We start from the raw sequence: 12,986 nt of genomic DNA on the forward strand, positions 1-12,986 counted from the left end.
AATAACTATAGGTTTTAACGGCCTTTTTGTACTAAAGATTCTCCGATTTTAAGACTACTCCCTATTCAACTTTGTCGGGTTGACATCTTTTCCACAGCGAAACTTATTTGCCACATAGAGATTCAACAACGAGAAACAGCTGATCCCCGCCATATCCGCCAGCCAATCATAAAGATCCAGGTTTCGATGAGATAAAAAGTGTTGGCTTAACTCCTCCAAGGTCACTAAAACAACGATGACAGCAGATGCCCAAAGGCATCGCATGTTGGCAAGGGTAAACATCGCGTTTTTTGTTGCCATATTCGCCAGCAAAGTAAGCATACCAAACAAGCCAAAATGCCCCACTTTATCTCCGTATGGAAAGCTTCGAACCATAGTGAAAAACAGGCTATGGCCGCCAGTATTCGCCAAATAGATGATCCAGCAGATGAAACAGAGAAACGACACAAACAGCAGCTTGTTGATGACCAATGAATTCATCCTAAATCGCATTAGCTATCTCCCCCCTGCTCAGTAGGCAAAGGAACCAGTGCGTTGCGATGAGCGCGTTGCTGGTGCCGTTCAGCTGTCGCCTGAAAGGCGCTCAATCTGGACAATAAAAAACAGCCCAACGCGATAGCTGTAATGGCAACCTCTAACAGAAACGTCCAATGAAACAAAAAATTAAACCACCAAACGCGATAATTAGCAGGAATAGTTACCAGAGAAAAACCCATATCACTCATCGGCGCCAACCAGCGGATATCCCCCGCCACGCTGTCCAATATTAAGTGCATAAATCCGCAAAGGGCAAAAATGCCAAGCACCCTTGCAAATGGTGTAGAAGAGTATCGACACCACAAACCACAAAGGCACAAGGCAGCGCCCCAAAACAAAGGGTAATGTGTCCAATAAGCATGGTGATGCACACTGCCATTATCGACTAAATAGAACCAAACAAGATCAAGGTCTGGAGCGATAGCGCCAATTAATGCTGCCGCGAAAAACAATCGGCGCCAAGACGAGTAACTCAGCAGCTTATCAGCGCGTTCACCACTGTTGGAACACACAGTGCTATCAAGTCGGCGTTTCACTTCTGCTTTGCTGATAAAAAACTTGGCCAACAGATATCCGGCCGGTAGATGTGCAATAAACATGGATCCATCCCTTAACGTTAACCGTGTTAAAAACGCGTTGTTCTTGCCGATGAAATAAAAAAGCGGAAGCAGTGTTGCTTCCGCAAAAGTGGCCAACAGTTGGGAGGCTGTTAGCCACCGGCAACCAAAAGAGATTGGCTACCTGCTCCACCAGAAAGGCGACTGCGGGGGGAACTGGGGGCTACTTGCGGTAGTTCATTTTTGCCACGCTAACATTGTCACCCTTGGTCAACTCAATGCTTACCATGCGCTCTAAAGCATAAGCGTCATAGTCGCCTTTGGTTGCCGATGACAGTGTCGCACCGTGACTTTGACTGGTGATGCGTTCTGGCGCTACACCAGCGTCATACAGTTGTTGAGCAACAGCATCAATACGTGCTTGAGAAAGCTGCAAGTTATAGTCTGCATTACCACGGGGATCGGCATAGCCATCAAGTCGGATCTGCATCTCAGGGTTACGAGTCAGGTATTGCGCCAGCAGCGACAAACGATTCTTCGCGGAGTCAGTCAAATCACTCTTATTGGTCTTAAACAGCATCGTCAGTTGTAACTGATCAAGCATCTGCTGCGCGTATTGTGCTGTCAGTGTTTCGCTTTGTGCCAAGTTAGCTTGTAACGCAACCAACTGCTGACGCTGCTGTGCGAGGAGAGATTCTGTTTGGCTTAACTGCGCTTGTGCGGTTTCCAGATCATTACTCAACACCACGGCATTATCGGCCTCTTCAATGTTGTAGTTGACCCAGGCACCCGCCAACAGGCCCGCAAACGCACCAATAGGACCGCCAGCGGCAAGACCCGTCACTGTGGTGGTAAATATCGTGCCCGCTTGTTTAGCTTCGGTGTACTGTGGTTCAGCGTCTTGTGCTATGGCTGTTGTAGAAGTTAAAGCAGCAGTCAGGGCAGCGGCGATCAAAGTAGTGTTTTTCATGATAATGGCTCCATAAATTTGCATCAGTTGTGTAAGTGCTTTCGATGCTTATTTAACGCCGTCAAAAAGGCAGAGCCGGGGTAACAAAAAGGCAATGTGCGGAACAATTATGATGAAATATGGCAAACAGATTCTTAGCCAGAGAGTAACTAAGACTTGTCTCGGTAAAGCTGAGTAGTCACAGGAAGGCTATCCAGCAGCCTTCCTGTGTCGGCACTCTACCAAGCAAATTTTTCAAACACTTTATCAACGGGAGTTTTTGCCAAATGATTGGTGTAATTGCTAATCACCTTCTGCGATAAGCCCAATACAATTTCAAGCAGTTGACGTTGACCATAGCCTGCAGCAAAAAACGCTGTCATCTCTTCTTCAGATAGATGGCCACGGTTACGCACCACACTCAGTGTCGTATCATGTAACACCTGTAGTTTCGCCGTTGGCATCGCATCACGGTTACGCAGTGCTTCCGTCAATGCAGGGTCTACTTTCATCCCATGTGCAATCCCGGTGTGTGCAGGCACACAGTAGGTACACCCGTGCTCTACATTGATGGTTTGCCAGACTACCGTCAGCTCTTCAGTATCAAACGACGAGTTCGCAAACAGCTCATGCAGTTGCTGATATGCCTGTAACAGGCCTGGCGCTTCGGCCAATACACCATGGAGGTTAGGCACCATACCAAACGCTTTAAGTGATTTATCCAACAAAGGCTTACTGGCTTCTGGCGCTGACTCGATATCGTGAATCTTAAAATGACTCATATTGCTGCTCCAATTCGGGGGGTGACGTTGACTTATTGGAGGTCACTATAGCTAGCTTTGAACGGTCGTTCAAGTTAAAATTGAACGTATGTTCTAATTAAAGACTATGCGCTATGGCAAAAACCATTAAATACGACAGAGCAGCCGTGGTAGAAAAAGCCACCAACCTTTATTGGGAAAAAGGCTTCCACGCAACATCAATGCGTAATCTGCAGGATGTCATTGATATGCGCCCTGGCAGTATTTATGCCTGCTTCGGCAGCAAAGAAGGGTTGTTTAAAGAAGCGCTACAGCATTACGCTGCGATGAGCTTGCAGCAACTGCAAGCATGTAAGTCCGCCCCCTCACCTATTAACGCGCTGAAAGCGTTCATTAAAATAGCCGTGATTGAAAGCCAGCAAGTCGCACCCAGTGGCATGTGTATGCTAGCAAAAACCATCGCCGAACTGACTGATGCCAACGCAGACCTGCTGGCAGAAGCAAAACGTTTGCTGCGTGATGTGGAAGCCGAATTCGCAGAAGTGATAAGAGCGGCGAAGGCACACAATGAGATCAGTGAATCAGCAGATCCCGAACAGTTGGCGCGCTATATTCAGATCCAGTTGATGGGATTACGCACTTATGTGCGGGCGAACGATAGCAGTATTCCGATGGCTGAGCTGATCGACGAGATGTTTGCCAACGCTCCTTTTAACGCCTAAATCAGCTTTGGTAGCTTTCAAAATAAAGAGCTGATTAACAGTAGCAGCACGCATATTAGCGCCACCAGATAGCAGGCCCAAACCTTATTCTCGGCGATATGCAAAAGAACCATGTGATACTTTTCAGTTATGGAACGGTTGCAGCTAAACAAGATTTTCACTAATTCAACGCTAAAATCCTTAACTCCCTCATTGACCTTGGGATCCGTCTTTAAAACCATATTACGCACCACCCTTGAAGTCGTAGAACTTATTCAATGCCTGTTATTTGAAACTAAAGCCATCCTATTTCCCGATAAGAAAACACTATCAAGGAAGGGGCTCCCATGAAATATCAATGACTGTACCGACGGGTACCAGCGTTAGAAATTCATCCATTTCATCATTCGTTATCGCAATGCAGCCATTGGTCCAATTAAAACGTTGCGACAGCAAAGATAACCAGCCGAGTCGGTTCCGCTGGCCATGAACCATGATCAAACCGCCCGGTGACACGCCCCTCTCCTTGGCCGTCTGTTTATCCAGCTCATTTGGGTAGCTAACATGCATGGCGCGATAAAAAGAGGAGTCTTCTTTGATGTAATCCAACTGGTAGCGACCTTCGGGAGTGCGTTCATCACCCTCTTGTTGTTTGTGCCCTTTTGGGTTGGCTCCGAGAGCGACATCAAACTCCCTGATGAGCCGAGAGCCATCAAACAGATACATTTTTCGCTCAGATTTCACAACCTGAACCAAGTCAACCTCGGCCAAAGCCGAAAAAGATATTGTGGTAAACAGAAGAAAAGATAACAGGAGTTTCATCAGATTAACTATCAGCGGAAGAGTTATCAGGAGCATACCCCCGATAACTTATAAGCAAAACCCCCGAAGTTTTGCCCAGTTAGCAAATCACAACACTTAAGCTGAAAATGCCCGAAGCACTACAACTCAAACTGATTAATTACCGATTGAGCGATTAGCTTATAGCTGTCCGCACTATAACCGCCACTGGTCACCATCACTGTAGACTTTGACGCCTTTTGGCAAATATCGAGAACAAAAGCGTCACGCTCAAGAATACCGTCAAACGATACCGACAATTGACCTAATTTATCGCCAGCCAAAATGTCGGTACCAGCGTTGTAATAGATCAGATCAAAAGGTCCGAAGCGTTCAATAAATATTGCTAAGTGCTCTTTGAGCTGAGACAGATATTCCGCATCCGCGGTCTTAGAAGCGAGTTTTACTGGATAGTCGATGCGCTTTTCCGCGAATCGATCTTTTGGATAGATATCGCAGTTATACATATCAAAAAATCGAACACGCTCATCCTCATAAAAAGCATGTTCAAAACCATTGCCTTGATGAGCGTCGAGATCAACTATTGCAATCCGACTGCCATCATTCAATTTACCTCTTTGTGTCAACAGATTGACTGCAACAGGTATATCCGAAAAAGCACAGAAGCCCTCACCGTTCTCTTTGGATGCATGATGAAAACCACCAGCAAGGGAAATGGCAAAGCCATCCTCTAAAGCTAACTCAGTCGCCAAAATCGTCGCCTGAGTGGCATAGCGCATTGGTTTTACGATCCCGCCCATCACCCAACTGGATGGCAACCACCTGACAATGGGGATCTCCACCACTTGTGCGAGATAACGCTTATCTGCAACCAAAGATAGATAGAAATCAGTATGGAAAGTGCTTAGGGATTTATCGGTAACCGGTGACGTCACCAAGTGACAGAAGCCATCCAATTTATCCCCTAATATGCTAGTGATCTGCTCCCAGGCTTTAGAGAATTTACGTCCGTCAAACGGATGTAGCTTCTCTAATCCACCGAGTGAGATATCTAGTTGATCACTATAAACAATATGAGGAGTCGCCATACCGATTACGCCTTATTAACTTCCTTGTTGATAGCGAAAGTGCGAGATTATTGCACGATCACTAATTGAAACAACGGCAAAAAAAGAACAATTTTCAGCTAATTTAGTAGCTGCAAGTTCAGCCTACTGATGCTGCTCCGGCTCGATCATGGCGCTGTTTTCATTGGTGCTCATCCACACTTGGCCATCATCAATGCTGCACTGTAATTGCATGCTACGTTGCAGCAGTTCGCCCAGCGCCTGACTGGCCTCTTCAGGTAGGTAATGTACTTCGAGGTTTTTCAGCATCCCCAACTTGTTTTTGTTTTCTGGCCACCACACCGAAAAAGCACTGCCGTAAGCATACAGGATCACTTTCTTAGCGCGGCGGCAGGCCTTTTTCAGCCGCTTTTCGTCAGGCAGCCCCAGTTCAATCCACAACTCGATCTCATCCGAAAGGCTTTTTAGCCACAGTTCAGGCTCATCGTCCACGCAAAGACCACGGGTAAACTGCAGTTCATCACTGGCATTCAGCGCAAACGCCAGCAATCGCACCATGGTTCTTCGGGCGGTTTCTGACGGATGCTGCGCTATGGTGAGTGGGTAGTTTTGATAATGATGACGACCCATATCCGCCACCTCTAGGTTGGCTTTGTAGATCGTGGCTTTTAGTGCCATGGAGACTCCGGCATAAACGACTTGGCTGGGGAAATAAAGCGAGAGGCAGGTATTGCTTGGTCGATCACTCGACCAAGCGTATGCCCTGCTCTTCTATCGTGATTTTTTTCTGCTTATAGAGAGAGCCGATGGTTTGCTTAAACACCCGCTTGCTGACACCAAACATACGTTTAATGGTCTCCGGCGAACTCTTGTCACTGGCGGCCAGATAACCACCCGCGTTCTTTAACCGTTCCAATACGTCGCCTTCAAGGCCACTCACCTGCGACTGACTCGACTTTTGTAGCATCAAGTCAATCTTGCCATCTTCTCGAACTTTGCGGACAAAGCCCTTAATCGTGCTGCCATAATGCAAGCGGCGAAACACCTCATTGGCGTAAATCACGCCCCAGTGGTTATGATTCACAATCGCTTTGTAGCCTAATTCAGTTTGATTGGCGATGGTCAATGTGACTTCCTGACCATGTTCATATTGAGCTGGCCAGCGGTCGAGGAAACGATCAACCTTGCTACTGGCGGCAATACGGTGGGTAATATCGTCGATAAAGATCCGCACCAGATAGCTCTTGCCCACTTCCATGGTTTCGCGCTGTTCAGAGAAAGGCACCAACAGATCTTTTTGCAGCCCCCAATCCAAAAACGCACCATGACGACCGGCGTCTACAACTTTCAAAAAAGCAAATTCATCCACCTGAGCTTTGGGCTTCTCGGTAGTTGCCACAGGTGCATCTTCGGAGTCGAGGTAGATGAAGACATTGACCTGATCACCTACTTTTATATCTCGCTCCAGATATTTCGCAGGCAGCAAAACTTCGCCCAAGGTGCGGGTTTCTAAGTACACGCCAAAATCAACGCGTTTAATCACTTTAAGGCGGTTATAACGGCCTAATTCATCACTCATGTTTTACTCAATAAAGAAAATTTAACTATTCCTGCACGGCCTGGATCGCTTGCATACGTGCATTCAGATCATATACCGAACGCTTATAGGCCACGTAATAACGATAGATATTACCGACATAGCGGACCGGCTCTCTGCCCACTTTGGCAGCTACCACCAGCTCAACGTTGTTAAACCAGCGATTCGGATTTAAGCCGCGCTGCTCAGCCTCTCGGCGCAAGCGATTAATACGTGTTGGCCCTGCGTTATATCCCGCCATTGTAAACAGTAGTTTCTCAAATGGCTCAATGTTTTCATCATCGAAGTAGTGATCTCTTAATCTAGCAAGGTACTTGGTGCCCGCATGGATGTTGTTTTGAGTACCGCTGATGTCAGGAAAGCCAATCGCTTTGGCGGTTCTAGGCAAGATCTGCATCACCCCGACGGCACCTGCCCCACTGCGCGCCTTGGTATTGAAATGGCTCTCTTGATAGGCGAAAGCAGCCAATAGCAACCAGTCGATCTCGTATTGCTCACCGTAGGTTTTAAAATACTTTGTTAGCCCGTGGATCCCGCGAAAAGGATCTCGCTCTTCTGCGGTTTTTACCCAGTTAGTATTACCGAAATAGCGCTTCAACAAAGTATTAGCGATCAGTGTCCCGACCCGATGGCTATGGGCAAACTCATCCAACACCGCTTTCAGCTTCGGACTATCTTGCCTGAATGCGAGTGCCACTTTCCCCCCCTCACGTACCGGGATATCGTCATGTACCTGCAGGCCTTTAAATACCCGACGCCACAGATCGAGTTTATGCTCGTCGGCCACCGTTGCAGGCAGAATGCCGTCGTTAACCAACTCCAATACATCTTCATCTTCCAGCCGGGGGTCAACCGGAACAATACGGATTAAGGGCATTCGGCGCTGCTCAAAATCACGGTTTAACGCCACCAGACTTTCGTAGTAACTGGAACTAAAACGGACATGGATCTCCCGACCTGACAGCTCATCAAGGGAAGTTAACGGCGGTTCACCGCTATGTGTGACAAACATCTCTCTGACACGGGAAGAGAACGGCAGAGAAAAATCGACGACCTGTTCCCTGTGCTCAGTAATGGTCAGATTGGCAAAAGCGATGTCGCCATAGCCCTCCATCAAGAACGGGATCAACTGATCACGACGTACCGGGATAATGGTAAATTTAAGTAGTTGGGTCTTTTTCTTGCCCAGCTTCTTTTTGAAAAAAGCTTCCATCTCACGGATAGATTCAAACGTCAGACCGCGCTGGGTGCCTTTATCGATATAGTACTGACCCAGCGAAAACGTGGTCAAAATGCGGATTTCGCCACGGGTTAGCAGTTCATCCAAATCACCACTACGTGCATCGGTTAGCTGCGGCCAGAGTTCCTTGAATGCATTATCGGCCAGCTCGGCGATATCAATCGGCTTAACTTCACTGAGGGGTAAAAGATCATCACCATCCATCGCCAGATCTGCCGAGGCACCGGCTTTTTCAGGGGAATCTGATGGCTCACAGCCATTGAGCAGCAAGAGTAAGGAAAGCAACGCTGTCGCGCGCCAGAGAATGCTTCTAACCGTCATACAACGCTTCTCTATATTGAGCCTAGTTGCTTATGCTAGGTGCTTGATATATTGCTTAGTTTGCACAGTCCAACGAGAAATAGCTTGTTGCATTGGTGAAAAATAGGGCGCTGGTCACGCCCTATTTAGAAGAAAACTAACGACCCGAACGGTAGAGCGTCTTGATCAAGTGATAACCAAAAGGGGTTTTGATTGGACCATGAACTTCCAAAATAGCGCGCTTAAACACCACATCATCAAATGCCTTGACCATCTCACCGCGGCGGAATTCGCCCAAATCGCCTCCCTTTTTGCCCGATGGACAGAGTGAGTGCTTCTTCGCCAGCTTGGCAAAGTCGCCCCCTTTGGCAAGTTGTTGCTTAAGATCGGCAGCTTCTTTTTGGGTTTTGACAAGGATATGGACAGCGTGAGCAGATTGCATGGCTAATTTCCCAACGTAGATTTATTTAATAAGGCATCATGGCATTATCATAGCAGTACAGCGTAAGCCACTAAACACTATAGGCTTTCCGTACTATTTATGTATTCATCTAAGCGCTCAAGTGCGTCTTCCCTACCCTGATTTATTTGATGTACAGCTTGTTGATAACGGTAACTGAACAGCTCGAACCAGAGCTGCATCAGCTGAGCATTATGGGGCTCACCGGCCGCCGCAAGTACTCTGGCAGCCACTTCGGCGGTAGCCAGCTGGTTACTGTGCGCCGCTTTTCTGATCTGGTAACCGGACGCTTGCTCTGGACTGAACGATAGCAATGGATAGCCATCCAGATAGGGGCTTTTACGAAACATTTTGCATGCTTCACGCCAACTACCATCCAACATAATAAACAGCGGGCGCTTTCCCTTCGCCAAGCTCGGCAACAGTTCATGCACTGGCCGTTCAGGTTCAGCATAATGGCCAGGAAAGACGACAAACGGTTGCCATTGCGGTTGCTGCAGCAAAGCAATCAATGCCGGATCAACTTCAGTGCGGCGCCACAAAAATGCGTGAGTGTCAGGCACAAGATCAGCGATCAAACGGGCGGTGTTACTCGGTTTAAGCACTTCATCGTCGTACATCAACAGCACAAAACTGGCATCAGAATCAGTATCGGGCACCGAAGCACAGGTGCAGAAATCGGCGGCGAGGCGACAATAGTCACAACGCACCACACTGCAACCACGACTGCGAAAAGGCCGCGAACTTAACGACTTCCGATAGTCATGCAATCGGTGAATTGCATGCTTCTTTCTGATGGGCTGTTTACTCAAAACGAACCTGATAACCGCTTAGCTAAACTTGGGCGGCATCATAGAGGTTTGGCAGGCTAATTTCATCTTTGCAGGGCCGAACGCGGAAGATCCTAGCGCGGATCCTTAGGATAAAATCGCTCTGCTTGCTGTTCCTGACGCTCAAACTGCCGGGTGTTTTTATAGGGCAACTTCATATAACCCGCAGTACCGGTGCCTTTAATCAAAGGCACTGCGTCTATGATGGCTGCTAATAAGTCAGTAAAGTCGTCCGCTTTCTCCGGCTCAAGTAGCATGTAATAGCTATGTATTCGTAAATGTGTATCCAAGCTTTCAAAAATGATGCAGCCGGTGTGATGGATCTGATTAAGCTGCTCAACCGCTTCAATAATGGCGTCCGGCAGGGTTAACTGTTCATCTGGATCGCGGCCATCCTCAAAATAGGAGTGGCGATTGCGTTCATTCACTGGGGGGGCCGGTTGGATCTCAAAAGCTAAGCTGGTTCCTGGCAATGGCACAAATGGGTGGCTGGGGTGATTGCGATCAATATGCAGTGTATTTCTGGCGTTAAACATACAGCTTTTAAACGTGCCTTGATGACACAATGCCCGCGCTAACTTAACCATGGTATTGACGGCTGCATGGAACGCCCGCTGATAGCGCTCATCATATAGGTTCAAACTGGCATCAATCGCGACGCCCTCCTCATTCCAATGCAGAGCCAGCCCGCCCACTACCGGGTATTGTCCCAGCCGAGAAACCGCTGCGATAAAAGCTTTTTCAATCTCTCCCATCCCAACCAAGTAGTTTTTATAGTACTTCTCTAGCTGGACATCATCCATGTACATCAATTCACGATTATCACCGTCCGCCATCAAGAACGAACGACGGGAGCTGTATACGACAGTGTCGATGGCCTCATCGCTTTCACGCAGCCATACCGGTACTAATGGAGGCTCAATCAGCCACGTATCTGAAGCAAAATAGTGGCGCCGCATACGCTCCATATGCTGCAGAAGGTAATCACCCGCTTGACGCTTAAGTACCTCGTCATCGGCTAATAAGTTATCGAGCGTACGGGCAAACTCTTGCGGTAAACCTAAAGATGACGCAGGTATAGCACGATGGCCAAAGCGACAAGACTGCCCCGACGCCAGCGCATATAAGGTCGAAGCCACGCCCTGTTCATCAAAACGTGGGCTGGAGAGCGCACCGTTGAGCTGCTCCGCGCCAATAAAATAAACGTCACCCAACCGAGCATTGCTATGATTAACATCGCCAGACATCAATGATTGCACATCTGTCACCGCCGGCTGCCCATCGGACTCTAACTGGGCGAATACCGATGAGCCCCAGTCAATCAGGCTAATGGCTTCAGAATCACGATCAAACACAATATTAGAGGGCTTGATATCACCGTGCACCTGAGTTCGGGGGAGCTGCCGTAGTGCGTTTAAGATCTGTACCAGCTGTGCAGCGATCTGCAGCACCCAGCGTGCTGGCAAAGGTCCTAACTGCAGAGAGACCTTTTCCAAATCTTCACCAGGCGCACGCTGCATCATCAATATCGATTGCTTGCCGACGCGCTCAAACGCCAACATGCGAGGCACCTGAGGATGCACGACCTGCTGCTGCATGTAGGCTTCATCTTCCAATCTAGCCTGCACGCTTTCCGGTAAGGTGATACGCGAGAATTTAAACACTTTCTGCGCGCCATCACGGCTAGTGCCAGCAAAAACAAAGCCGTAAGCACCTTTACCGATCAAGCTTATCTGCTGATAGCCAAGCTGCTCCAGTTGCCGCATACACAGCTGCACCCACTGCTTGAGCTTTCGGGCATCATTTTGACTGAGCAGATAAATAGACTGCTCTTCAGCGATATAAAAATGTTTAAGGGCGAATTCAGCCATCGCCGCTCACTGCTGCAGGGGATCCCTTTTCCAGCTTAGATTACCTCAAGTTAATCAACAAATTACTGGGCTGCTGTAGTAACTGAATGAAACGGTTACTGAACTTGGCCATAGTTGCACCATCGATAATCCGGTGATCTGCTGACCAACTGATATCGGCGATCTGCCGCGCCACCACCTTATCGTTGGCATCAAACCTCGGCAGGCGTTGAATGCGTCCCACAGCGAGGATCGCCGACTCGGGATAATTGATGATAGGTGTTGCCGTCGTACCTCCGATGGCACCGACATTCGACACCGTAAAGGTACTGCCACTGAGCTGAGCGCGCGATAGCTTACCCGCTCTGGCATCGGCCAATAATTCACTTAATTGATGAGCCAAAGACAATACGGAAGAGTCTTCTACATGACGCAGCACAGGCACCAATAGACCCTGCGGCGTATCCACGGCCACCCCTATATGGTGGTGGTGAAAGAACTCTATTTCTTGCGGCTCTTCATGTAAGTGACTATTTAGGATAGGGAATTCCGCCAGCGCCACCGACAATGCCTTTATCATAAATGGCATCAGGGTTAGCTTGGGCTGCTCAATCTCCGCCGCCAACGCTCGTTTCATTGCTGTGAGTTCGGTCAAATCAATCTGATCACTCATAGTGAAATGGGCAATGGTGGTAACCGATAAGCTCATCTGCTTAGCCATCGCCGCCTGTACCCCACGCAGAGGCTCTTTGTGGCTGCTCTCGCCTTGGCCAGTGACCCGCGCCAGTTGCCCCGGCAGTGCCGAAACTGAACTGTTGCCACTATATGCAAACAGATCCTCTTTATATACCCGTCCTTTCTCCCCGGAGCCTGGCACCTCTGCAATATTAACCCCTAACTCCCTTGCCATTCGCCTCACCGCTGGGCTGGCAACCGCTTTACCGCTCTGAGGTTCAGAAACCTCAATCAGTGCGCCTGCCTCTGGTGTCTCAACTACCTTTTCAGCCACTTCGGTCGCTATCGCTTCAACTGCATTGGCAACCGAATCAGCAACAACGGCTTGCTCTATTTCGATGGCAAATAGCGGGGCACCAACACGGGCCAGTTCACCTACTTTGTAATACAGTTTGCTGATACAGCCCGGATGCACCGCAGGGATCTGCACCAGCGCTTTATCGGTCATGACATCGGCTATGGGCTGATCTTCGACCACCAAATCGCCCTCTTTCACCAGCCATTCCACCAGCTCACACTCAACGATCCCTTCCCCCAGATCCGGTAACATAAACTCTTTAAACATCGTCTTTCCTCAATCCTTAAATCCGTTATTCTTTTT

At 48.4% G+C, this 12,986-nt stretch carries 14 protein-coding genes; 1 reads left to right on the forward strand and 13 read right to left on the reverse strand.

Annotation, left to right across the window (positions count from 1 at the left end; translation table 11 throughout):
* Positions 1 to 54: 54 nt before the first annotated feature.
* From EXY25_RS04670 to EXY25_RS04685, 4 genes are all read right to left on the reverse strand, one after another.
* Entirely contained in the window at positions 55 to 492 is a 438-nt protein-coding gene (locus EXY25_RS04670) for a VanZ family protein (protein WP_246019497.1), read from the reverse strand.
* Positions 492 to 1,136, reverse strand: coding sequence for a metal-dependent hydrolase (locus EXY25_RS04675; RefSeq protein ID WP_130565882.1), 645 nt, complete (start codon positions 1,134 to 1,136; stop codon positions 492 to 494). The genes EXY25_RS04670 and EXY25_RS04675 overlap by 1 nt, the downstream gene beginning before the upstream one ends.
* A gap of 181 nt (positions 1,137 to 1,317) precedes the next feature.
* Positions 1,318 to 2,064, reverse strand: coding sequence for an OmpA family protein (locus EXY25_RS04680; protein WP_165419261.1), 747 nt, complete (start codon positions 2,062 to 2,064; stop codon positions 1,318 to 1,320).
* 218 nt (positions 2,065 to 2,282) lie between these two features.
* Positions 2,283 to 2,825 carry a carboxymuconolactone decarboxylase family protein gene (locus EXY25_RS04685; RefSeq protein WP_130565884.1) on the reverse strand — a complete coding sequence of 181 codons (543 nt, stop codon included), beginning with the start codon at positions 2,823 to 2,825 and terminating at the stop codon, positions 2,283 to 2,285.
* Positions 2,826 to 2,938: 113 nt separating this feature from the next.
* Between EXY25_RS04685 and EXY25_RS04690 the strand changes: the two genes are divergently transcribed.
* Entirely contained in the window at positions 2,939 to 3,526 is a 588-nt protein-coding gene (locus EXY25_RS04690; protein ID WP_130565885.1) for a TetR/AcrR family transcriptional regulator, read from the forward strand.
* 309 nt (positions 3,527 to 3,835) lie between these two features.
* On the opposite strand, the gene EXY25_RS04695 is transcribed toward EXY25_RS04690, so the two are convergent.
* From EXY25_RS04695 to EXY25_RS04735, 9 genes are all read right to left on the reverse strand, one after another.
* Positions 3,836 to 4,249 (reverse strand): L,D-transpeptidase family protein, encoded by a 414-nt coding sequence (locus tag EXY25_RS04695; protein WP_246019498.1) that lies wholly within the window; start codon positions 4,247 to 4,249, stop codon positions 3,836 to 3,838.
* A 197-nt stretch (positions 4,250 to 4,446) separates the two neighbouring features.
* Positions 4,447 to 5,394, reverse strand: a complete 948-nt coding sequence (locus tag EXY25_RS04700; protein WP_130565887.1) for a histone deacetylase family protein — start codon at positions 5,392 to 5,394, stop codon at positions 4,447 to 4,449.
* Between the two features lie 123 nt (positions 5,395 to 5,517).
* Positions 5,518 to 6,051 (reverse strand): YaeQ family protein, encoded by a 534-nt coding sequence (locus tag EXY25_RS04705; protein ID WP_114337955.1) that lies wholly within the window; start codon positions 6,049 to 6,051, stop codon positions 5,518 to 5,520.
* A 64-nt stretch (positions 6,052 to 6,115) separates the two neighbouring features.
* Positions 6,116 to 6,952 carry a CvfB family protein gene (locus tag EXY25_RS04710; RefSeq protein WP_114337954.1) on the reverse strand — a complete coding sequence of 279 codons (837 nt, stop codon included), beginning with the start codon at positions 6,950 to 6,952 and terminating at the stop codon, positions 6,116 to 6,118.
* A gap of 25 nt (positions 6,953 to 6,977) precedes the next feature.
* The gene (locus EXY25_RS04715; RefSeq protein ID WP_114337953.1) at positions 6,978 to 8,531 is read right to left on the reverse strand and encodes an MltF family protein; all 1,554 of its coding nucleotides are present in this window, start codon (positions 8,529 to 8,531) and stop codon (positions 6,978 to 6,980) included.
* A gap of 136 nt (positions 8,532 to 8,667) precedes the next feature.
* Positions 8,668 to 8,952 (reverse strand): peptidylprolyl isomerase PpiC, encoded by a 285-nt coding sequence (gene ppiC, locus EXY25_RS04720; RefSeq protein ID WP_114337952.1) that lies wholly within the window; start codon positions 8,950 to 8,952, stop codon positions 8,668 to 8,670.
* 77 nt (positions 8,953 to 9,029) lie between these two features.
* The gene (locus EXY25_RS04725) at positions 9,030 to 9,782 is read right to left on the reverse strand and encodes a tRNA-uridine aminocarboxypropyltransferase (RefSeq protein WP_246019499.1); all 753 of its coding nucleotides are present in this window, start codon (positions 9,780 to 9,782) and stop codon (positions 9,030 to 9,032) included.
* 92 nt (positions 9,783 to 9,874) lie between these two features.
* Positions 9,875 to 11,671 carry a protein kinase domain-containing protein gene (locus tag EXY25_RS04730; RefSeq protein ID WP_130565888.1) on the reverse strand — a complete coding sequence of 599 codons (1,797 nt, stop codon included), beginning with the start codon at positions 11,669 to 11,671 and terminating at the stop codon, positions 9,875 to 9,877.
* 40 nt (positions 11,672 to 11,711) lie between these two features.
* Positions 11,712 to 12,950: a 2-oxo acid dehydrogenase subunit E2 gene (locus tag EXY25_RS04735; protein WP_130565889.1), complete on the reverse strand. Its 1,239-nt coding sequence runs from the start codon at positions 12,948 to 12,950 to the stop codon at positions 11,712 to 11,714.
* Positions 12,951 to 12,986 lie beyond the last annotated feature (36 nt).

Origin of the sequence: Corallincola spongiicola (assembly GCF_004284785.1) — a bacterium.
GTDB classification, from domain to species: domain Bacteria; phylum Pseudomonadota; class Gammaproteobacteria; order Enterobacterales; family Neiellaceae; genus Corallincola; species Corallincola holothuriorum.